The following is a 20,921-nucleotide window of genomic DNA, read 5'->3' as shown; positions in this document are numbered from 1 at the left end:
CAGCAGTAAAACATCACGAATGTATGTTTTTTACCCTCTCCCGCAATAACACCCCAATTCATCGAGCTTTTAAATGAAAGAAGTTTGCTCCGCGTTTACTCATAATGGCCCCGCTACAGGCCAGCTATAGAATTCTGTTTTTTCTTTGAAACCTACACCCACAGCCCCTTTGTGCAAGTATAACGCATAAGCCCAGTCCGTTTCGAAGAAACTCGTGGTCGAGGACCAGTATGCCTCGTTTGTATTCTCAAACGGGTGCCCGACCGGAAGGGCGGGGTTGGCCTGTGATGCGTCAATCAGAGATTCCAATTCATTAATGTTGGGCAGGCGCCAAGTTAACTGAGAATTAATGTTCAGGTCTTTGATCCTATCCAATGCTCCCTGCCAGTCGACCAATCCGGCAAGATCTGCCTCTTTGGCCCAAATCAACCCCGTCATCATATCCAACACGCCATACGAGGTGAGCTTAAACCGAGGATCGGGCCATGCCTTTCCCATCTGTAAGGCGCCATCCTGAAATGAGCCTTCACTCTTGATCCTGTCCCCTGTGACATTAAAGCAGTTCTTTTGTCCTGTTTGCGCCAGAATGGAGCTTTCCCCTCTTACAGGCCAGCCCATACTTGGATCTTTCTTGTTGCCATAAAACATCCGCCCGCCCTCAAAGTGGACCCGCCAAGCATAAGCCGGAGCAAGGGCAGAGGTCGTAGAAGTCCAATACCAGCCAAGAAATAAATTTCGAAAAGGATGATCTTTTTGCAAAGCCGGCTTTTTATCTCCGTGCGAAATAAGGCTGCGCAATTCCCTTCTATTTGGCAGTCGCCAATCACTATATCCCAGAAATTTATCTTTATTTAGCTGGGTAACAGCATCAAGGGTCTCGTCCCATGCCAGCGGGTAAGTGAAGACGTCCGCCTGTTTAAGCCAAGTCAGACCTGTCAGCTTGTCATGGACTAAGTTCTCTTGTTCGTCGAAGCGGTTGCCTTCCGTGACGATTCCTATGCCGTACTCTGCATCCTGCCCACTACCATCACACGGAATCTGCTCGCCAGACGCAGTGTAGCAATGTCGGAGTCCTGTGCTGATAATATTAGATACCGGTTTCATCTTTATCCATCTCCCGCAACAACCACACCCCAATCCATCAAGCTTTCAATCACGCGAGCAAGAGGCAGTCCGACAACATTGGTGTATGATCCGCTGATTCCTTTGACCAGAAATGCTCCTTGTCCTTGAATGGCGTATGCTCCTGCTTTGTCGTCCGGTTCTCCGGTGGCAGCGTAGGCGCGTACTGCCGCTTCGTTGAAATCTATGAATTCAACTTCAGTTGAGACTGCATAGCTCAGTTCCTCACCTTCAGGGGAAATAATTGCGCAGCCGCTTATTACCTTGTGCTTACGTCCGCAAAGGGACTTCACCATCTCGTAGGCTTCTTCACGGTTTACGGGCTTGCCGAGGATGTCGCGGTCACGGACTACTATGGTATCAGAACCGAGTATGTATGTTCCGGGATTGTTTTCAGCTACGTTTATGGCTTTCAGTTCAGCCATTTTTATGGCGTAGTCTTCCGGAGCCTGACCGGGGGTCGGGGTTGGCTCTTCACATGTTGCTGGTTTAATCTCGAATTCCAGTCCTGCTGATTGCAACAGATCCTTGCGGCGCGGAGAGCCTGATCCAAGTGTCAGCGGTTTTACAGTTTTATATATGCTCATGATGATTCCTTTTTAGTAATTGATACTTTTGGTTGATAATTTGAAAATGATTAAATGTGAATGCTCTTGGTCGGGATCATGTTATTTTTTATACACTTTTGTTGCTCTTTTGTGCTTCTGGATGTAATAATTAATAAATTTTTGAGCAGGAGTAATTAATGAAGGTATGCATCTGGGGAGCGCGCGGTTCCCTGTCTGCCACATTCAATGCCGAAAGAGCCAGAGCTAAAGTCAAGGCCGCACTTGAGATCGCAGTTGAAAAGGGAATCGATTCAACTACGGATCTTGACCTGTTTATTGACAATGAGCTCCCTTTTCCTGTTCGAGGTTCCTATGGAACCAATACCCCCTGCATCCAGATTGAAGGGCAGGGCGATGAATATATCATTTGCGATTGCGGAACCGGATTGCGTGATCTGGGCAACAAGATTATGGCTGACCGTCATGGTGCACCGGGAGCGCATTTTCATATTCTCATGTCCCACCTGCATTGGGACCATGTTCAGGGCTTTCCTTTCTTTGTCCCCGCTTACATTCCCGGTAATAAAATAACATTCTACGGCGGGCATCCTAGTATTGAAAAAGTTCTGCGTAATCAGCAAAGTGAACCTTGTTTTCCGGTTCATTTTGATAACCTGGCTGCAGAATTTGAGTTCGTTCGCTTAAAGACCGGGCAGAAATTTCAACTCGCCGGGGTAGATATTGAGGTTAAAGCCCAATACCATCCGGGCGGTTCCTTCGGATATCGTTTTGAAAAAGACGGCAAGTCCGCTGTCTATTCAACTGATTGTGAGCACAAGAGTGCAACAGCCCTCGCTGATAAGGGGTTTGTCGAGTTCTTTAAGGAAGCTGATCTTTTGATCATGGACGCCCAGTATTCTTTTGCCGAGGCTAATTCCATCAAAGAAGACTGGGGACATTCCAACAACATCATTGCGGTTGAGCTTTCCGGTATGGCTAAGGTTAAAACTCTTTGCCTTTTTCATCAGGAACCGGTGCGGGATGATTTCCAGCTCCAGAAGTTTCTGGATGATACCATTGAATTTTCACAGCTTGCCGAGTTCAGGCCGGATAAAATTATCATGGCTCAGGACGGGTTGTGTATCGACCTGTAGCATTTTTCCAGTATAGCAGATGAATTGAATGACGCTTGCCGAGTACGGTGAGCGTCTTTTTTTTCGGATCATCCGTTTATGTCCTATTTTTGACTTTTTCAATTTTTATCCTTTCCTTAAGTAAAAATAGTCTTTCTTAGCCCCTGTAATATACACTGTTACGGAGATTGGCATTACCCTTGCTTCATGAATCGAAAGAGAACCACGGGGCTATCCCGAACTCATCAGACGATGGAGCATGGTATGAAATTAGATGAAATGAAATGTGAACTTGACCTTTTGGAGTTTAATTCAGGAGATACGGACACTTCCGGCATGAATGGCTGGGCTGTTCCGTGGTCTGACCTGATGATGGTTATGTTCGTTCTTTTCGTAGTGCTGTTTATCTACAGTCAATCGAAGGAAAATATAAAGGTCATTTTCGAAGGTAACGCCCAGTCAGAGGTTGCAATGAATCCTGCTGACGGTTTGATTGAAATGATTTCATTTCACCGTGATGCCATGTCCAGTTCCGCCAGAGTTATCATGACTCCCGAAGATGTGTTGTACCGCAGCGATGACGGTGCCGTGAGCATGAAAGAAGAAGATGGCGAACTTAAAATCGTCATGCGCGGTAACGCCTTTTTCGCTTCTGGACAGAATGTTTTTGAAGATAAGACCCGTCAATATCTTGCTGAAGTTGCCGAGGTTCTCAAGACCAGCAAGCATGCCATTCATATTATAGGTCATACTGACTCTTCTGATGCTGCTAAAGTGGGCGCGCAGAACGCTTTCGAGCTTTCCGCAAGACGCGCCGCCAAGGTTGCAGAATATCTGATCAATACAAAATCAATCGATCCGGTTCGCATTATAGTCAGCGGACGCGGCGGGGTTGCCCCTGAACTGCCCGGAGATATGGGCAAGGTGGAAGGCAACAACCGCAGAGTTGAGATCGTGGTTATTAATACTGACGTCAATGCCCAGTAAGGAGGTCTGTAATGAATAAAAAGAATTTAATCGGTGTCATCGTCGCCTCGTCCATCTTTGCCGGTAGCTTCTGGCTTAGCGGTGGAATTGCCCTCTACTGGAACGCCGCGGCCCTTGCCATTGTCCTTTCTGGTTTGGCTGTTGCGGTTCTGCTCAGCTATCCGGTAGAGCAACTTCGTGAAGCATTCCGGGTGGTGCAGGATACTTATTCCAGCCGTCTGGCTACCCATGAGGAGATTGTTGAGACCCTGCTTGACCTGAGTGTCCGGTCCAAGATGGACGGTATGCTTTCCCTTGAAAAAGCGGGCGAAAAAACTACGATTTCTTTCTTGCGCCATGCGCTCATGCTGTTGGTAGATAATTTTGAGGAAGATGAAATCAAGGATTGCCTGAAGACTGAAATGTCATTTTTCAATATGCGCCGCGGGGAATCCGAGCGTGTATTTCAGTCCATGGCCCGTTTTGCCCCTGCCTTCGGTGTTGCTGGTTCAGTAATCGGTTTGATCGGCCTGCTTATGGGCATCGATAATCCGGCAATGATTCTTAAACATATTCCGGTTGCCTTTATTTCAACCCTCTATGGCGTAATCTTCAGTAACATGATCTTTGCCCCTATGGCTGAGACAGTACGCTGCCGGACCCGTAACGAACTGATTAACCAGAAGATGATACTTGATGGCGTAATTGCTATTAAAAATGAACAGAATCCTTACAAACTGGAAAGAAAACTTGCAGCTTTTCTAGTTGTGGATGACCGCGAAGAGAAGGCTGAAGCTCTCAGGAATATAACCCGCAAGTATATCAAGATGCGCCGGGAGGAGAAGAAGTCCAAGGACAAGATTCTGCATGAAGTCCCTTTAGTGAAAGCTAAGGCTTCATAGGCGTATAGATCAGATCTCCAAACATAATTGAATAATATCCCGGTACGGCGTCCCGAAAGGGAACAGTCCGTACCGGGTTTTTCTGTGTCCGGATTTTGACAAGATAAAGAGCAGTGAATCAATCTCATTTATTTATTTCTATGAATGTATTAGAATTTCGGTCAGTTTATCGGGAAAAGATAATTAATTTTCAGAGCAGGGGATTGCTATAATGGGACTTGTTCTTGCCGTTGATATTGGAGGCACAAACAGCAGGTTTGCCGCATTTGAGTCCGGTCCGGGCCATAAGCTGGTCATGAAGGAAACAGTCTGGCTCTCTAGTGTTGAAGCACGCAGTTTTGATCATCTCATGAAAATGTTGGCAGCGAGTGATTTTCCGTATTCGCCGTCAGATTTTGATGTCACGGTTATAGCCGTGGCCGGTCCGGTGATTGGCGGTGTTTATTGCAATGTTACCAATGTTGATTGGGATGTGGATTTTCGGGGCGGTTATAAAAAGTACGGTTTCAACGCTGCCGTGCTGATCAACGATTTTGCCGCTCAGGCCTATGCCTGTCGCACCCCGGCGGTGGAGGGGTGCCGGATCATCCATGATGTCGAGATCTCACCAATTGGTACGGTGGGAGTAATCGGTGCCGGTACCGGACTGGGGCATTGCGCTTTGGTTCCTGTTCCAGTTTCCGAACTGGGGTATGTTCCTGTTCCGTCCGAGGGCGGGCATATCAGCTTCCCCTGCCAGACAGCAGACGAGCTGGATTTTTGTAGATTTGTTATGGATAAACGTAAGATTTCTTATTGCTGCGGTGATGAAGTGCTCACCGGACGCGGCTTGAACATGCTGCACCTTTACCTTACCGGGGAAGATCTTGAACCGAAGCAGGTTGCCGAGAAGATGAAGCAGGGCGGTAAGACTCTTGAATGGTATTCTCGTTTTACTGCCCGCTGCTGCCGTAATTATGCCATTACTGTTTGCGCCACCGGAGGGTTGTACATTGCCGGAGGCATTGTGGCTAAGAATCCTTTTGTGGTTGATCAGCCTGTGTTTATGGAAGAATTTCTCGATTCCAGTTCCATGGGTGATCTTTTGAAACAGATTCCAGTCTTTTTAAATGACAATCAGGAGAGCGGGCTTTACGGAGCTGCCTTACGCGGTGTGCTGCATATTTAAAGTGGAGAGAGTATGGCAAGGTATGATTACGACCTAGGCATCATTGGCGGTGGAGCTGCCGGACTGACCATTGCTGCCGGGGCCGCACAGCTTGGCGTGAAGGTCCTGCTGATCGATAAGGAAGATAAGCTGGGAGGGGATTGCCTGCACTATGGCTGCGTTCCCAGCAAAACTTTGATCCGTAGTGCCAGAGTCCGTCATCTCATGGGACATGCGGGGGATTTCGGCCTGCCCGAAGTTGAGCTGCCCCCGGTGGATTTCGCACAGGTTGCCAAGCGCATCAGCGAGGTCATCGACACTATTCAGGTCCATGATTCCGTGGAACGGTTCAATTCTTTGGGCGTTGAAGTCCGTTTCGGGAAAGCATGTTTTGTAGATTCTCACGCGGTTTCCTTAAACGGGAGCAGTGTCTCGGCCCGTTCGTGGGTGCTTGCAACAGGTTCTTCTCCCTCAGCGCCGCCTATCAAAGGGCTTGATGAAGTTCCGTACCTGACCAATGTAGATATATTTACCTTACAGGAACTCCCTGAATCATTAGTTGTTCTCGGTGGTGGTCCCATAGCCGTGGAAATGGCTCAGTCGTTTCAACGGTTGGGCAGTAAAGTCACGGTGATCCAGCGCAGCAATCAGATTCTCAGCCGGGAAGATGAGGATATGGCGAGTTACGTCATGGAAGGTATGGCTGAGGATGGGGTGCGTTTCATTCTTGGGTCAACGGTCCATGAGGTCAGGAACAGCGATGAAGGAGTTGAAGTCCTGCTGGAATCAGGTGGGGAAAAATTGACCGTTACCGGTTCGCAGTTATTGGTCGCCATGGGGCGCAGGTCCAATACTTCCGGGATGGGGCTTGAGGATATAGGTATAGATACTGAGCGTGGATCAGTTGTGGTGGATGCCCGCATGCGTACCTCTGTTCCACATATCTATGCTGCCGGCGATGTGACTGGTCAGCATCTTTTCACCCATGCCGCAGGATATGAAGGCGGAATAGTCGTTTCAAATGCAGTCTTTAAAATCCCGCGCAAGGCTGATTACACATGGCTGCCGTGGTGTACTTATACCGACCCGGAACTTGCCAGTGTGGGTATGAATGAAAAGGCAGCCCGGGAGGAGGGCGTTAAGTATAAGACGGTAATTGAAGAATTTTCATCCAGTGACCGTGCCCTTGCAGAAGGTGAGGGACGGGGCCGGATCAAGTTGCTGCTCAATGAAAAAGAGAAGCCCATCGGTTGCCAGATTGCTGCGGTTCATGCAGGAGAGTTGCTTTCTGAGTGGGTGGCTGCTGTGAACGGTAAGGTGGGGCTTGCAACGCTTGCCGGGGCTATTCATCCCTATCCGACTCTCGCGGAGATGAATAAGAAGGTTGCCGGAAAATTGCTTGGCGAGAAAATATTTTCTGACCGGGTGCGCAGTATTTTGAAGTTTCTGTTTTCTTATCGGGGGTAGGCAGTTTTTGCGCGCTTTAGTACATCCATTGTATCGGGAGTAGGTTTAGGGTAATAATAGTCTATGACTCCTAAGACATTTAAAAATAGCGCACTATTAGCCGCCTTGTTTGTTTGCGTTTTACTTGTAAGCGTAGCAGGCTGGGCGGAAGGTTATTCTTTGGTTTCCTTGGAGTATGAGCCGTATTCATATACTCAGAATGGTTCCTTTAAAGGCTACGATATTGAAGTCATAGAAGAATGTTTCCGCCGCATGGGTGAAGATCTGGATATTGAGCTTATCCCATGGTCACGGGCATTGAAAATGGGGATGGCCGGGGAAACCGATGGGGTTTTTGGTATATTCAGGCGCCCTGAACGTGTTGAAAAAATGTTTTTCAGTGAACCTGTGCGCGCAGAGAAGATTTCTTTTTTTGTGCGCAAAGACTCTCCCCTTGTTTTTAACGGTGATTTAAATCAACTTAGGAATTGCTCTTTCGGAGTGGTTAGTGGGTACAGTTATGGGAAGGAAGTAGATTCCTTCTTTAAAAACGAAGTTTCTGAATCACAGGTTGAAGTAGGCGTTTCACCGGAAATGAATATAGCTAAGCTTATTCGAGGCCGATTTGATATCTATGTAGGTGATACTTTTTCCTCCTTAAATACCATGCATAAAATGGGAGTAGCGGGACAGATTCGAAGGCTGGGTCCTCCTGTCAATATAAGTGCTGTTTATGTTGCTTTTTCCAGAAAACGCAAATTGGGGCGTCTGCGTGATAGATTTGACGCTGCCCTTGAGGCAATGCGTGTGGATGGAACTTTGGATCGGATAAAGAAAAAATATTTTGATGAGTAGTCAAAGGATAAAATGTAAATGAAGTGGAATAAGTTATTAAGCAAGCAGAGAATCGGAAAAGAAAAATCAGACTACGCAGATAAGGACCGCAGTGAATTTCAGCGCGATTTTGACCGCATAATTTTTTCATCGGCTTTCAGAAGATTGCAGGACAAGACACAGGTGTTTCCGCTTTCGCGCAGTGATTATGTGCGAACCAGATTGACCCACAGTCTTGAGACTTCCTCCGTGGGCCGTTCTCTCGGTAATATGGTCGGCAGTCGGCTGGTGGAAAAATATCCCGACCTTGATCTGATTTCCTCTGAACCGGGAACAGTGGTGGCTACAGCCTGCCTTGCTCATGATATCGGCAACCCGCCTTTCGGACATTCCGGTGAGGATGTTATCCGGGATTGGTTCCAATCTTCCGAAATTGGTTCAGAGCTTTGCTCAATGGTTGATGCAGAACAGCGAAATGATTTCATCTGGTTTGAGGGTAATGCGCAGGGATTGCGTAATATCCTCGCCTTGCAGCGACCATACAGTAAAGGGGGTATGCAACTGACTTGTGCAACCTTGGCCGCTTTTACCAAGTATCCTTATGTCTCCGGGCATATCAAGGATAAGAAGAAGTTTGGCGTTTTCGCCAGTGAAGCTGACATTTACGCTGAGGTTGCCGAGCATCTTGGGTTGATTGAACTGGAAGATAAAAAATGGGTACGTCATCCTTTTGCCTATCTGGTAGAGGCTGCGGATGACATTTGCTATCACGTCATTGATATTGAAGACGGGCACCGTCTTGATCTGATTTCTTTCGATGAACTACGCAGCATTTTCTTGGATATCCTTGAAAATAAAGCGGATATCATTGATCGAGTTGACCGCATTCCCGGCAAGAAAGAACAGGTGGAATATCTGCGGGCCTGCACCATTAATGCTTTGGTGGAAAGTTCGTGTGGAGTCTTTTTCGATCATGAACAGGAAATTCTTGCTGGAGAATTTAATTCCAGTCTGACTGAGGAAATCAGAAAGGCCAAGGAGTTCAGCAGACTCAAGAAAGTTGCAATCGAGAAGGTATACAATTCCACAGAAGTTATTGAAACCGAGGCTGCTGCTTATGAGGTGCTATGGAAGATTCTGGATTTTCTGGGACGCATAGTTATCGAAATTCATACCAAGGGTAAGCTGGGTGCGAAATGTAAAAAGTCCGTCAAACTGTTGCCGGAACTTTACGCTCCGTCTACTGAGGCTACTGTATATCAGAATACCCAGAAGATTGTGGATTACGTTTCCGGTATGACCGATACTTTTGCAGTGCGGACCTTTAATAAGATTTCCGGGATTTCCCTGTTGCGCAGATAAGTCGATTACATTTTAGAGAATAAACAAACGCCGCTTTCATTGAGAAGGCGGCGTTTGTTTTAGGTATTATCAACCTACTGCAGCAGGTGCTCGTCCAAGAATTTTTCCATGGCTTCATAGAAATCAAAGCGGTTTTCCTGATTATGGAAACCGTGGCCTTCGTTGTCCTTAACCATGTATTCCACAGCCACGCCGCGGTCCCGCAGGGCTTTGACTATCTGATCGGATTCGGCTTTTTTAACGCGCGGATCATTAGCTCCCTGAGCTACAAAAAGCGGGGCCTTGATCTTGTCCGCATGGAATACCGGTGAGACTTTGCGCAGGAGTTTGTAGTCACGGACTGGATCACCGACCTTGATGTAGAATTCTTCCCTTTCGGTCTCCCAGTACGGAGGCAGGGTCTCCAGCAGGGTGAACAGGTTGGACGGGCCGACGTAGTCTATGCCGCAGGCATACAGGTCAGGGGTAAAGGTCAGTCCGGCAAGAGAGGCGTATCCTCCGTATGATGCGCCGTAAATGGCAACCCGCTCAGGATCGGCAATGCCTTGATCTATAAGCCAGTTGACTGCATCAGTCAGGTCGTTCTGCATGTTGAGGCCCCACTGCTTGAACCCTTTTTCCCAGAATTCTCGGCCATATCCCACAGAGCCCCGGAAGTTAACCTGCATCACCGCAATACCGCGGTTGGTCAGGAATTGCACTTCGGGATTGAATCCCCAATAATCTCTGGCCCAAGGGCCGCCGTGAGGATTGATGAGTACCGGCAGGTTCTTAGCCTCTTTTCCTTTCGGAAGGCTTAAATATCCGTTGATGGTCAACCCGTCACGCGAAGTGAAGGATACCGGTTTCATTTCAGCCAATTTAGACTGATCAAACCACGGGCTGACTTCCGCAATTTTTTTGAGCTGCTTGTTCTCAATATCATATATATAACCGGCACCGAGGCTGCGGTCAGAGTAAGTACGGACAATGCATTTGGATTCATCCTTGTTCGCATCAGTGATGATCACCTCATATCCGGGTAGCATTGCCTCCAAATCGGCTTGAACCTCTTCTCGTTTATCATCAAAAAAGACGTAATGATGCTTATCTGTATAAAATCCAGCTCCGGTGATTACCTTGCGTGTTTTGGAATAAAGGAGCTGTACAACGTCCACATCCGGGTGTTCGAAAACAAGGTGCTCCAACTTCAGGGTCGCCGGGTCGAAAAGATAAATAGCCTGTTTGTCGCGGTCGATGTCCGTGCTGACGTAGAATTTTTCGTTTTTGAAATCAAAAAGCAGGGGAGTAAACGCTGTCCTGAAATCCATACTCATGATGGGCCGGAATAAATTATTTGCATTTTTCCGGTAGAGGATGACGTTCTGACCGTTGCGGCTGGCAATAGCAAGGCGCACTGTTCCGTTATGATCAGTCATCCATCGACTGACATCGCCGGGATTACGGGCTTCAAGTTCAAGATCTCCGGTGATCACGTTCAATTTATAGACATCAAAGAGTCTGGGGTCGTCCTTGTTGATGGTGATCAGGATGTGGTCATCATCGCCTTCCAGTTCGTCCAGCAGGTTGGTGCGTGTGTTTTCAAACGGGGTCAGGTCTTTTTCTCCGCTTCCGTCAATGGCGGCGGAAAAAGTGTGCACGTTTTCATCTCCACCTGAATCCTGCCCGAAGACAATACGTTCGCTGCCAGCCCAGAAATAGCCGTAAATATCCCTTTTGGTCGCGCTGGTAATTCTGGTTGTTTTTTCGCTGGAAAGGTCTTTGATAAAAATATTCAGTCTGTCTTTCCAAGGTGCCAGCCAAGCAATCTTGTTGCCGTCAGGGGAGATCGTAAAGCCTGCTGCTTCGGGATTTTTAAAGAAATCGCGCAGGGGAATCCGGCCTGCTTTGAGTTTAAGATCCGTTTTTGCCGGGGTAGGAACAGGTTTGTGGGTGGAACAGGCTGCAAGGCCCAGAAAAAGGACGACAGCAAAGACAGCAACAATAACTCTTGGCTTTCTCATTTTATTACTCAGCAGGTTTTACAGGTTCAGGGTGGGTGTAAACGGTTCCGGGACCATATTTTTTGGATTCATTCAAAGCCAGATCAACCTTTTTAAGCAGGGATTCACCTGTTTCCTCGTGATCGCACATGGCGATTCCGGTATTCATCATGAATGGGATGGCCTTCAGGATTTTAGCGGTCGAAGCCAGCTTGTTGATTTTTTCTGTAAGATTCTTAGCGTTGGTTACATTTGTATGTGGAGCGAGGATGATAAATTTGTCCCCTCCGACCCGGAAGAAGCTGTCCGGTCGTCTTAAATTTTTACGCACCAAGCGTGCAAATCCTGCCAGAATCTTATCGCCGGCCTTCTGACCGTGTTTTTGGTTGATGGTTTTAAAGTCGTGAATATCCATTTTTATTAGGGCGAGGTCTGAGCCGTATCTTGTAGCGGAGGATACAGCCTTTTCCGCTTCCTCGTAGAATTTCATCCTGCCGGGAAGGTTGGTCAGGGTATCCCTTTCAGCAAGTTTCTTGATAGTTGATTTGCTGACTTCCTTTTCCCGGGCGCACCGGATTAATTCTTCTCGCATGGGGGAGTCCACAAGGAAGTGGTGCAATGCCGCGAGGATGCAGATCATGAAAAGGATTCCATATTCATATTTCACCATGTTTACATGAAGGTCGTCAGAGATCTTGGTGATATCTCCTGAAACCATGCCTATGGATGAATCCAGTTCCCGTGTAGCGATGTTAATCACTTTATTGTCGCCTGATGCAGCGGCTTTAAGAAAAGTGTCCGCCGAAGTAAAAAAGTTGGACTCTTCGTTGTTCAGCAGATTGGTTAAGCGGCTGTCCGCAGGGTAGCTTTGTAATTCTTCAAGAATGGATTTGAAAATCCTTATAGTCGATTCATGCTGCATGCCTGCGGGTGCTGTCAGTATTTCTACGGATGTTGTGCGCAATCCGCTGAGTAGATTCTGGGTATCCAGCAGGTTTTTGCGCTCTATTACTATAGTGTGAAAAAGATAAAGTGCAGCGAGAGCCAGCACAAGAATAAGCGGGATGGTTATTTTGTAGCGCAATCTGGCGGCATCATGAAATATCATAAGTACTAACCTTTAATTTTGATTTGATCGGGTTTTCTCAGCTCCGCTTATTCTTTTATCCTTGCCTGTGTTTTATGTAAAATCAAAAATAAATAATGGCTTCAACGGTGTTCGCAGTGACCGTTCAGGGTAGACGGGATGAGTTTTCTGCTGTTAAAAGATTGGTTGCTGTTTAAAGTGTTATTTTACGGTAATTGAGGCCGATCTGAGCTGAGAGAAAAGATACCTGAATTTCCATAAATGTGGAATTGCGTTTATTTTTATGTTGCTCTTGTCCATTCCTTGGGCTAGGGAAACCGCGTGCATGCATGGAAATTAAGGAGAAGATAAATTGTCGAAGGCAGACAGATATAATAAAATGTACCCCATTTCATGGGAACAGCTGCACCGAGATTGCAGGGCTTTGTCCTGGCGGTTGCTTGAAAAAGGTCCTTTTGAAGGTATCCTTGCCATTACCCGCGGCGGGCTTGTTCCTGCGGCGATTCTGGCGCGCGAGCTCGATATAAGACTTATCGACACCGTCTGCATTTCCACTTATGATTGGAAAGTTCAGGAAAAGAAAGCCACTGTACTTAAAGATTTCAAAGGCGATGGAGAAGGCTGGCTTCTGGTCGACGATCTCGTTGATACCGGAGGCACTGCCAGACTGGTCCGGGAAATGGTTCCCAAGGCCCATTTCGCCACGGTTTATGCCAAACCGGAAGGCCGTCCTTTAGTGGATACCTTCATCACAGAAGTAAGTCAGGATACTTGGATTCTCTTCCCATGGGACAGCGAAACTCAATTTGCCCAGCCCATCGTGAAGGTTTCTCAGGAAAATAATAGTTAAAGTCTTCCACGGCTTTAATTCGGTTCAGGTTTACAGACATTTGCATTTCCAGCTGCCGGACGCAGGGAGTCCGGGGGCTGGTTGTGTATTTGTTTTTTTGTTTTCACATTTAGGGGAAGGTTCGTTGATACGGAACTTCAACAGGGTTTACTAACAAATTCTCAAGGAGTGGATGATGCGTAAAGTTCTGCTTATGGCTGTTGTTGCAGCCATGTCCGTGATGCTGGCATCCGTTGCGTTTGCCGGTGCTAAGAAGGACAAAGTTAAAGTCGGTTTTGTTTACATTTCTCCCGTAGGTGATGAAGGTTACTCTTATGCACAGGATCAGGGCCGTAAGGCTATCGACGCCCTTCCCTGGGTTGAGACTTCCTATGTTGAATCCGTTGCTGAAGGTCCGGACTCCGAGCGCGTAGTACTGAACTTCGCACGCAAAGGTTACGACATGGTTATCGGTACCAGCTTCGGCTACATGGACCCCATGGTTAAAGTTTCCAAAAAATTTCCCAAGACCGCATTTATGCATTGCTCCGGTTTCAAAACCACCCCTAACATGAGCAACTACTTTGGCCGCATGTACCAGGCTCGTTACCTGACCGGTATTGTTGCTGGTATGATGACCAAGTCCAACGTAATCGGTTACGTTGCAGCTTTCCCCATCCCTGAAGTTATCCGCGGCATCAACGCTTTCACCCTCGGTGTACGCGCTGTTAATCCCGAAGCGAGCGTTCGCGTCGTATGGACCAAGACCTGGTACGATCCTGCACTGGAAAAAGACGCAGCTATCTCCCTTCTGGATATGAAAGCTGACGTTATCACTCAGCATCAGGATTCCCCCGGTCCTCAGGAAGCAGCTCAGGAGCGCGGCAAATACTCCATCGCTTACAACTCCGATATGTCCAAAATGGCTCCCAAGGCTCACCTGACCGCTGCTGTCTGGAACTGGGCTCCTCTCTTCAAGAATGCTGTTGAGCAGCTGCGCGACGGCGTTTGGCAGGGTAATGAGTCCCTGTGGTGGGGCATGGATCAGGGCATCGTAGATATCGCTCCTTACGGTCCCATGGTTCCCCAGAATGTTAAGGACAAAGTTGCTGAAGCCAAGAAAGCTATTGTTGAAGGCAAAAACGCAATCTTCGTAGGTCCTCTCAAGGACCAGAACGGCAAAGAAATGGTTCCGGCCGGAAAAACCATGACCGATCCTGAAATGCTCGGTATGATGTGGTTTGTTGAAGGCGTAATCGGAAATACCAAGTAATAATTTATGTTGGGTTATCGCTTACAAAAGCGTGACGAACCCTGGAACTGGGGCGCCCCGATTATTATCGTGGGCGCTCTGGTTCTATCTTTCGGGATCAGCGCGCTCCTGCTTGAATTGCAGGGAAAATCTGCTGTACAAGGACTCCTCGTGCTCTGGCAGGGGTCTTTTGGTGCTTCATGGGCTTTGGAAGACGCCCTTTTAAAATCTATTCCCATTTTTCTCTGTGCACTGGGTGTTGCTACAGCCTTCAGGATGCAGGTCTGGAATATCGGGGCTGAAGGCCAGTTTGCGCTCGGCGCAATCGGGGCAACATGGGCCGCGCTTACTTTTCCTGATCTGCCCGGCTTCCTGCTCATGCCGCTCATGTTTATCTGCGCTGCGATCTTCGGGGCTTTCTGGGCTTATATCCCGGCTATTCTGCGGCTCAAATTGCAGGTCAATGAGATTATCTCAACCCTGATGCTAAACTACATTGCCATCCTGCTGCTCCAATACCTCGTGTTCGGCGCATGGAAAGACCCGGCCAGTTTCGGTTTTCCGGTTACCCCTGAATTTTCTCCCGGTGCTATCATCGGTCAGATCGGCGAGACCCGTCTGCACTGGGGTTTCGCGGTTTGTGTCGGTTCCGGTTTTGCCATGTGGGCGTTCATGCGTTTCACCCGCCTCGGTTTTGAGATCAAGGTTGCTGGGGAGGGCGAGCGTATCGCCATGTATTCCCGCCTGCCTTACGGAAAGCTGACCATTCTGGTTATGGCTATCTCCGGCGCACTAGCCGGATGGGCCGGATGCATTGAAGCTTCCGCCACCATCAACAGGCTGCAGCCCTCCATCATGGTCGGTTACGGTTACACTGCTATTGTTGTTGCATGGCTTGCTAGACTGCACCCCCTGTACATAGGTATTTCCGCCTACCTGCTCGCAGCACTGCGCGTAGGTGTTGAGAATATGCAGCTTGAACTGCAGACACCGGCATCATTCGGTTCCATTATGGAAGGTCTGATCCTTATGTCCGTTCTTGCGGGCCAGATGCTGGTTACATATAAGATTGTTAAGAAGAAGTAGTCGGGTGATATAATGTTGGAAAGTTTTATTGTCCCCCTGCTGGCTGCCACAGTGCAGTCCGGTACACCGATCCTCTACGCCACCCTCGGTGAGATTCTCACTGAGAAGGGCGGGGTGCTCAACCTCGGTGTCGAAGGTATGATGAGCATGGCGGCTTTTGCGGCCTTTTTTGTTACCATGACCACCGGAAATCCGTGGCTCGGATTCATCGCCGGAGGTATTGCCGGAACATTTATGGCTGCGCTGCACGGTTTCGTCTGCATTACCTGTCTCGGTAATCAGGTTGTTTCCGGTCTGGCACTGACTATCCTCGGTGTAGGGCTGTGCAACTTCCTCGGCACTCCGTATATCGGTACCGCTACTGATGGTTTCGACAAATTCAGCTTTCCCGTGCTTTCCGCCATTCCTTATATCGGGGATATATTTTTCAAGCAGGATGCACTTGTATATGTTTCTTATCTGATTCCTGTGCTGTTTATGCTGTTTATTAACCGCACCAGTCTCGGTCTGGCTATCTCAGCTGTAGGTGAGAAGCCTGCAGCAGCCGCAGCCGTGGGACTCAAGGCCATTCGTCTGCGCTGGATTGCTTTGCTGGGCGGTGGCTTTTTTATTGGTCTGGGGGGGGCTTACCTTTCCCTCGCTTACACCCACCTCTGGGCCAACGGCCTTTCCGGTGGACGAGGCTGGATCGCGGTTGCATTGGTTATTTTCGCTTTCTGGAGACCGGGCCGCGCTGTTTTCGGTGCTTACCTTTTCGGTGGAGTCATGGCCTTCCAGCTCCGTTTACAGGCTGTTGGAACCCATATTCCGTCCACCCTGCTGTTGATGCTGCCGTATGCCCTGACCATTCTGGTACTGATCTTCTCCGCTATGCGCGGACGCAGCGGTAATGCTCCCGCACATCTGGGAATCAACATCGAGCCTGAAGGATAGGTGGCAGCAATGAGTTCTCATCAGGATTTCACCCGTCCCGAATGCCAGAAGGCTACCGGTTTTGAAGGTTGCGCTCCGCTTATTTCTTTGAAGGGAATTACCAAGCGTTTCGGTAAGGTTGTCGCTAACAATAATATTTCCCTTGATCTTTATCCCGGCCGCATCAAGGCTCTGCTTGGTGAGAACGGAGCGGGTAAGAGTACTCTCATGTCCATGCTTGCAGGGCGTTTCCGTCCTGACGAAGGATACATCGAAGTTGACGGCAAGCGCGTTGACTTCTCCAACTCCAAGGACGCGATTAAAGCCGGGGTCGGAATGGTTTACCAGCACTTCATGCTGGTTGATACCATGACCGTAGCCCAAAACGTGCTGCTTGGTCAGGAAGGCGGATTTTTCGTCAACCCCAAGGAGATGGAAGCAAGAGTACGTAAGCTTGCAGAAGATTACGAACTTGAGATTGATCCTTCCGCTAAAGTTTCCACCCTTTCTATGGGTGAGAAACAGCGCGTGGAAATCCTCAAGCTTCTTTATCGCGAGAGCAGGGTGCTGATTTTCGATGAACCCACCGCGGTTCTCACTCCCCGTGAAGCTTTCCGTCTTTTTGAGGCTCTTTGGGCAATGACCCGTCAGGGGAAGTCTGTGGTCTTCATCAGTCATAAACTTGAAGAAGTTATGGCCATTGCCGATGAGGTCGCCATTCTTCGCCGTGGTAATATCGATGCCGAGGTTCCCCGCGATAAGATTACTTCCAAGGCTGATCTGGCCTGCCGTATGGTCGGCAAGGAAGTCATCCTCGAAGTGGACAAGGAAGAGGTCGAGGTCGGCGAGAAGGTTCTGGAAGTAAAGAATATGACCGGAATCGGCCTGCGCGATATCAATCTTGATGTGCGCAAGGGTGAAGTTGTTGCCATTGTCGGTGTTGCCGGTAACGGACAGCAGGAGCTTGTGGAAGGAGTCTGCGGTATGCGCAAGCCTCCCAAGGACACAATTTTCATCATGGGCAAGCCGTGGCGGAAGTTCTTTGCTGAGATGAAATGGAATAATTCCATGTCTTACATCCCTGAAGACCGTCTTGATCTTGCTACCGCCCGTAACCTTGATCTGGTGGATAACCTGCTTTTGACCACGCGTCAGGGATTTTCCGCAGGACCGCTGTTGCAGCACGATAAAGCTGCCAAGGTGGCTGAAGATCTGGTCGAGGAATATGATGTGCGTCCCGGGCGTATCCGAGCTCTGGCATGGCAGCTTTCCGGTGGTAACCTGCAGAAGATGGTGCTGGCACGTGAACTTTACCGTCAGCCGCATCTCATTGTCGCTGAACAGCCCACACAGGGGCTGGACATCTCTGCAACTGAGGAAGTCTGGAATAGACTGCTGGAGGCCCGCAAAATGGCAGGTGTCCTGCTTGTTACCGGAGACCTTGGCGAAGCATTGCAACTGGCTGACCGCGTGGCAGTAATGTACTGTGGGCAGATCATGGACGAATTCTCAGTCAACGACAAAGCGAAAGTCGATAACATTGGTCTGCTTATGGCAGGGGTACGCGAGTAGCTTCTTCGTTTTTTTCGATCTAAATATACGATTAATAATTGTAAGCCCTTCTTTGTGTAACAAAGAGGGGCTTTTTATTGTTTTGAATATAAAGCGGGGTATAAATTCCCGTCTATGAATGTCCGTTATTCAGGACAGGGAAGGTTTTTGCGTCATTATAGAAAAAATGTGAAGTTTTTTTTGATTATAGTGTGAAGTAAGTAGATATTGATTTTGGTAATTTTGCTTATGGTTTTGTGTAAAATTTACTAAATCTAGGGTTGCTGAATATAACTTTTGTCAGTTGAGCTGTGTAAAATTATATTTATATGCTTAGTTATAGTTGTTTTATGGTTTATTGTGTTAGTTTTGCATAAAAACGACTTGTGTGAAAATTTTCCCAATCTGTGTTGTGTAGTCCCTCAAACCGCTGTTTTAGGGCGTTGCATAGTATGTACATCTACGTATTTTTATTGAAATAATCCCTGATTTTGAGTAGGAAGGTACGACTTTCATGAGGAGGAATAGAATGAAGACTAATTTTCTGTATGTTGGAGCGGCTGTTGTTTTTGCCGTTCTCGTAATTGTGTACTCAACTGCGACCAGCAATCTTAGTGAGGAGATTGCAAGCATATCCGGTAATGAGAAGGTAGAAATCGTTTCCGAAGAGCTGGTTGTTAGGTTTCCCGTAAATCTCGAATTCAAACGTCCTGAAGTACTGAATCAGGTCCGGTTTACTCCGGTCAAATTCTCTCACTTTGACCACCAGGACGTTAACTGTTCTAAGTGTCACCACACTTGGGACGGTAAGTCTCAGATCAAAAGCTGTGCGGCTCCCGGTTGTCATGACAACCTGAAACAGAAAGCAGCACCTCACTCTTACTTCAAGGCTTTTCATACCCTTCAGAGTGATATCAGCTGTCGTGGCTGTCATGTGAAGATGAACAAGGCTGGCGAGACTGACATCGCTACTGCTCCTTGTGCAAACAACGCATGTCACCCCAAGCAGGAAAGAGCACACAACTAGAAAGTATTTCATAACTTTTCGAAGTTGTTCGCTAGAGCCGTCTGTGGTTGCCCCACAGACGGCTTTTTTGTTGTGTTTATATATTGACTTGGTTTTATGTTTTGTATAATTTAAACATACCATACGGTATGGTATCGTTAGATGGAGGTAAGGATGTCAAAGAAAACGGAGAGGAGTGAATCCCGGCATTGTGCTGAAGATCTGCTTGGTGCGGGATTGAAGTTGCTTGAAACTGACAGTGTGCAGCAACTAACAATTGATGCCCTTTGCCGGAAGCTGAAAGTTACGAAGGGGTCCTTTTACCATCACTTCAAGAATCGCGCAGACTTTCTGGAGAGGATGCTTGAGCATTGGGTGAAGGGCTGGACGCTTGCCAGTATTGAAGCAGCAGACAAGGGCGTTGATGCCGTTGAACGCTTCAATTTGATTGTTGAAAAATCACATAAGCTGCCATCAGGGACTGAGACAAGTATCAGGGCGTGGGCTTTACATGATCCGCTTGCACAGAAGTATATTGAGCGAGTTGACGGTATGCGAATTGAATATTTGCGTTCCATTTTTGAAGAGGTAGGTGGAGACCATGATAGGGCTGTTCTGCTTTCAAAAATAAGTTATTCCATGTTTCTAGGTGTTCGAATGATGGGGGTCAATATCTCGGAAGAAGACCATAGCTGTATTCTCAAAACAATGAAGCAGGAGTTGTACAAAATACCTGCGAAATAAAATGGGAGTTTGTATCATGCAGTCAGATATTTTATGGAATGAGGTTGAAGATTTATTTGCTGAAGTTAAGCATGCGTCACTCGGAACAGTGGATGCTGATGGTTTCCCTCGGATTTCACCTATTGGTTCAGTCTCTTTCACAGAAGAGGGCAAGGGATATTATTTTGAAAAATTTCCCAAAACAATGCGTAAAAACATTGAACGCGATGCTCGCATGACTCTTATGGCAGCTCACCCGGGAGCTGGATTCTGGCTTAAATCATTGTGGAAAGGGCGGTTCCCCTCTCAGTCTGCCTTGCGACTGTTTTGCCGGACAGGGGAGAGGAGAAAAGCAACACAGAATGAGATTGATAATTTCCTTGGTAAAGTAAGTATGTACCGTTTTTTCAAAGGACATGATTTACTCTGGAAAGATATGAATATGGTTCGTGAATTTGAGGTGTTGCGTATTGAAGGCCTTGAAGCAGGGAGGATGAATCCATGAGTCAGTCAGCAGCAATCGTAAGTTCAATTCCCCAACTGGAGAAAATCTGCGTTGATGCAGATCATGTCTACGGAGTGGGCTTTGACAGTGGTCGCGATATGGAAGATTTTCTGATCCGATTGATGGCCTATAAACCGGGGTGGCTTACTTGTCTTTACAAAGTCAGGGGCGTGTTGGCTAGAATGATGGGGCTGAAACATGATGAGTTCATGGATCACGGTCTTGAAGTCTCTGATTATGATTTTCGTCGTGGCGGGCAGGTGGATTTTTTTAATTCAGTTGATTTTGAAGCTGACCGATTTTGGATTGGTGCTGCCGAAGATAAGCATCTTATCGGATATATCGGCGTAGTCTCGGAACCAGTTGAAACCGGTTTGCACCATTACCATGTATTTACAATCGTTCATTATAAACATTGGACCGGTCCGGTTTATTTCAATTTGATCAGGCCGTTCAGTCATTTGGTGGTCTATTTCATGGGTAAGCACGCTGCAAAAGAATAAACGCACAAGGTTCCCCCTGTGCGTT

General features: G+C 47.7%; 20 protein-coding genes. 16 read left to right on the top strand and 4 right to left on the bottom strand.

Going from position 1 to position 20,921, the window contains the following annotated elements; all coding sequences use genetic code 11:
* Nucleotides 1-99: 99 nt before the first annotated feature.
* On the bottom strand, nt 100-1,104 hold the full coding sequence (locus ACNI23_RS07830) for an Lcl C-terminal domain-containing protein (protein ID WP_420247727.1): 1,005 nt from the start codon (nt 1,102-1,104) through the stop codon (nt 100-102).
* A 2-nt stretch (nt 1,105-1,106) separates the two neighbouring features.
* The gene (locus ACNI23_RS07825) at nt 1,107-1,709 is read right to left on the bottom strand and encodes a Maf family protein (RefSeq protein ID WP_420247725.1); all 603 of its coding nucleotides are present in this window, start codon (nt 1,707-1,709) and stop codon (nt 1,107-1,109) included.
* 158 nt (nt 1,710-1,867) lie between these two features.
* On the opposite strand from ACNI23_RS07825, the gene ACNI23_RS07820 reads away from it, so the two are divergent.
* The 7 genes from ACNI23_RS07820 (at nt 1,868) to ACNI23_RS07790 (ending at nt 9,460) form a co-directional block, all read left to right on the top strand.
* Complete coding sequence (locus ACNI23_RS07820; RefSeq protein WP_420247723.1) at nt 1,868-2,824, top strand: MBL fold metallo-hydrolase; 957 nt, start codon at nt 1,868-1,870, stop codon at nt 2,822-2,824.
* A gap of 243 nt (nt 2,825-3,067) precedes the next feature.
* Entirely contained in the window at nt 3,068-3,790 is a 723-nt protein-coding gene (locus ACNI23_RS07815; protein WP_420247722.1) for an OmpA/MotB family protein, read from the top strand.
* 11 nt (nt 3,791-3,801) lie between these two features.
* Nucleotides 3,802-4,671, top strand: coding sequence for a motility protein A (locus ACNI23_RS07810; RefSeq protein ID WP_420247720.1), 870 nt, complete (start codon nt 3,802-3,804; stop codon nt 4,669-4,671).
* Between the two features lie 211 nt (nt 4,672-4,882).
* Complete coding sequence (locus ACNI23_RS07805) at nt 4,883-5,839, top strand: glucokinase (RefSeq protein ID WP_420247718.1); 957 nt, start codon at nt 4,883-4,885, stop codon at nt 5,837-5,839.
* 12 nt (nt 5,840-5,851) lie between these two features.
* The gene (locus ACNI23_RS07800) at nt 5,852-7,285 is read left to right on the top strand and encodes a dihydrolipoyl dehydrogenase family protein (protein ID WP_420247716.1); all 1,434 of its coding nucleotides are present in this window, start codon (nt 5,852-5,854) and stop codon (nt 7,283-7,285) included.
* 63 nt (nt 7,286-7,348) lie between these two features.
* Entirely contained in the window at nt 7,349-8,119 is a 771-nt protein-coding gene (locus ACNI23_RS07795; protein WP_420247714.1) for a substrate-binding periplasmic protein, read from the top strand.
* Between the two features lie 18 nt (nt 8,120-8,137).
* Nucleotides 8,138-9,460, top strand: coding sequence for a deoxyguanosinetriphosphate triphosphohydrolase (locus ACNI23_RS07790; protein WP_420247713.1), 1,323 nt, complete (start codon nt 8,138-8,140; stop codon nt 9,458-9,460).
* A 74-nt stretch (nt 9,461-9,534) separates the two neighbouring features.
* On the opposite strand, the gene ACNI23_RS07785 is transcribed toward ACNI23_RS07790, so the two are convergent.
* Nucleotides 9,535-11,463, bottom strand: coding sequence for a S9 family peptidase (locus tag ACNI23_RS07785; protein WP_420247711.1), 1,929 nt, complete (start codon nt 11,461-11,463; stop codon nt 9,535-9,537).
* 4 nt (nt 11,464-11,467) lie between these two features.
* Nucleotides 11,468-12,550, bottom strand: a complete 1,083-nt coding sequence (locus ACNI23_RS07780) for a diguanylate cyclase domain-containing protein (protein WP_420247709.1) — start codon at nt 12,548-12,550, stop codon at nt 11,468-11,470.
* 358 nt (nt 12,551-12,908) lie between these two features.
* Between ACNI23_RS07780 and gpt the strand changes: the two genes are divergently transcribed.
* From gpt to ACNI23_RS07735, 9 genes are all read left to right on the top strand, one after another.
* Nucleotides 12,909-13,379, top strand: coding sequence for a xanthine phosphoribosyltransferase (gene gpt, locus ACNI23_RS07775; RefSeq protein WP_420250560.1), 471 nt, complete (start codon nt 12,909-12,911; stop codon nt 13,377-13,379).
* A gap of 175 nt (nt 13,380-13,554) precedes the next feature.
* Nucleotides 13,555-14,631 carry a BMP family ABC transporter substrate-binding protein gene (locus ACNI23_RS07770; RefSeq protein WP_420247707.1) on the top strand — a complete coding sequence of 359 codons (1,077 nt, stop codon included), beginning with the start codon at nt 13,555-13,557 and terminating at the stop codon, nt 14,629-14,631.
* Nucleotides 14,632-14,637: 6 nt separating this feature from the next.
* Complete coding sequence (locus ACNI23_RS07765; protein ID WP_420247705.1) at nt 14,638-15,696, top strand: ABC transporter permease; 1,059 nt, start codon at nt 14,638-14,640, stop codon at nt 15,694-15,696.
* Between the two features lie 12 nt (nt 15,697-15,708).
* Nucleotides 15,709-16,629, top strand: a complete 921-nt coding sequence (locus tag ACNI23_RS07760) for an ABC transporter permease (protein WP_420247703.1) — start codon at nt 15,709-15,711, stop codon at nt 16,627-16,629.
* Nucleotides 16,630-16,638: 9 nt separating this feature from the next.
* The gene (locus ACNI23_RS07755) at nt 16,639-18,180 is read left to right on the top strand and encodes an ABC transporter ATP-binding protein (protein WP_420247701.1); all 1,542 of its coding nucleotides are present in this window, start codon (nt 16,639-16,641) and stop codon (nt 18,178-18,180) included.
* Nucleotides 18,181-18,688: 508 nt separating this feature from the next.
* The gene (locus ACNI23_RS07750; RefSeq protein ID WP_015852319.1) at nt 18,689-19,186 is read left to right on the top strand and encodes a cytochrome c3 family protein; all 498 of its coding nucleotides are present in this window, start codon (nt 18,689-18,691) and stop codon (nt 19,184-19,186) included.
* 153 nt (nt 19,187-19,339) lie between these two features.
* A complete protein-coding gene (locus tag ACNI23_RS07745; protein ID WP_420247699.1) occupies nt 19,340-19,909 on the top strand; it encodes a TetR/AcrR family transcriptional regulator in 570 nt (189 codons plus the stop codon).
* A 16-nt stretch (nt 19,910-19,925) separates the two neighbouring features.
* Nucleotides 19,926-20,393: a pyridoxamine 5'-phosphate oxidase family protein gene (locus tag ACNI23_RS07740; protein ID WP_420247697.1), complete on the top strand. Its 468-nt coding sequence runs from the start codon at nt 19,926-19,928 to the stop codon at nt 20,391-20,393.
* Nucleotides 20,390-20,896, top strand: coding sequence for a DUF2867 domain-containing protein (locus tag ACNI23_RS07735; protein ID WP_420247696.1), 507 nt, complete (start codon nt 20,390-20,392; stop codon nt 20,894-20,896). Before ACNI23_RS07740 ends, ACNI23_RS07735 begins: the two co-directional genes overlap by 4 nt.
* Nucleotides 20,897-20,921 lie beyond the last annotated feature (25 nt).

Source organism: Maridesulfovibrio pacificus (SeqCode) (assembly GCF_048612815.1).
GTDB lineage: Bacteria > Desulfobacterota > Desulfovibrionia > Desulfovibrionales > Desulfovibrionaceae > Maridesulfovibrio > Maridesulfovibrio pacificus.
This window is presented reverse-complemented; position numbering and strand designations above follow the sequence as displayed.

Bases quoted from the DNA above. Each gene is read 5' to 3' on its own strand.
- ACNI23_RS07830 (WP_420247727.1), bottom strand. From the start codon at position 1,104: ATGAAACCGGTATCTAATATTATCAGCACAGGACTCCGACATTGCTAC.
- ACNI23_RS07825 (WP_420247725.1), bottom strand. From the start codon at position 1,709: ATGAGCATATATAAAACTGTAAAACCGCTGACACTTGGATCAGGCTCT.
- ACNI23_RS07820 (WP_420247723.1), top strand. From the start codon at position 1,868: ATGAAGGTATGCATCTGGGGAGCGCGCGGTTCCCTGTCTGCCACATTC.
- ACNI23_RS07815 (WP_420247722.1), top strand. From the start codon at position 3,068: ATGAAATTAGATGAAATGAAATGTGAACTTGACCTTTTGGAGTTTAAT.
- ACNI23_RS07810 (WP_420247720.1), top strand. From the start codon at position 3,802: ATGAATAAAAAGAATTTAATCGGTGTCATCGTCGCCTCGTCCATCTTT.
- ACNI23_RS07805 (WP_420247718.1), top strand. From the start codon at position 4,883: ATGGGACTTGTTCTTGCCGTTGATATTGGAGGCACAAACAGCAGGTTT.
- ACNI23_RS07800 (WP_420247716.1), top strand. From the start codon at position 5,852: ATGGCAAGGTATGATTACGACCTAGGCATCATTGGCGGTGGAGCTGCC.
- ACNI23_RS07795 (WP_420247714.1), top strand. From the start codon at position 7,349: ATGACTCCTAAGACATTTAAAAATAGCGCACTATTAGCCGCCTTGTTT.
- ACNI23_RS07790 (WP_420247713.1), top strand. From the start codon at position 8,138: ATGAAGTGGAATAAGTTATTAAGCAAGCAGAGAATCGGAAAAGAAAAA.
- ACNI23_RS07785 (WP_420247711.1), bottom strand. From the start codon at position 11,463: ATGAGAAAGCCAAGAGTTATTGTTGCTGTCTTTGCTGTCGTCCTTTTT.
- ACNI23_RS07780 (WP_420247709.1), bottom strand. From the start codon at position 12,550: ATGATATTTCATGATGCCGCCAGATTGCGCTACAAAATAACCATCCCG.
- gpt (WP_420250560.1), top strand. From the start codon at position 12,909: ATGTACCCCATTTCATGGGAACAGCTGCACCGAGATTGCAGGGCTTTG.
- ACNI23_RS07770 (WP_420247707.1), top strand. From the start codon at position 13,555: ATGCGTAAAGTTCTGCTTATGGCTGTTGTTGCAGCCATGTCCGTGATG.
- ACNI23_RS07765 (WP_420247705.1), top strand. From the start codon at position 14,638: ATGTTGGGTTATCGCTTACAAAAGCGTGACGAACCCTGGAACTGGGGC.
- ACNI23_RS07760 (WP_420247703.1), top strand. From the start codon at position 15,709: ATGTTGGAAAGTTTTATTGTCCCCCTGCTGGCTGCCACAGTGCAGTCC.
- ACNI23_RS07755 (WP_420247701.1), top strand. From the start codon at position 16,639: ATGAGTTCTCATCAGGATTTCACCCGTCCCGAATGCCAGAAGGCTACC.
- ACNI23_RS07750 (WP_015852319.1), top strand. From the start codon at position 18,689: ATGAAGACTAATTTTCTGTATGTTGGAGCGGCTGTTGTTTTTGCCGTT.
- ACNI23_RS07745 (WP_420247699.1), top strand. From the start codon at position 19,340: ATGTCAAAGAAAACGGAGAGGAGTGAATCCCGGCATTGTGCTGAAGAT.
- ACNI23_RS07740 (WP_420247697.1), top strand. From the start codon at position 19,926: ATGCAGTCAGATATTTTATGGAATGAGGTTGAAGATTTATTTGCTGAA.
- ACNI23_RS07735 (WP_420247696.1), top strand. From the start codon at position 20,390: ATGAGTCAGTCAGCAGCAATCGTAAGTTCAATTCCCCAACTGGAGAAA.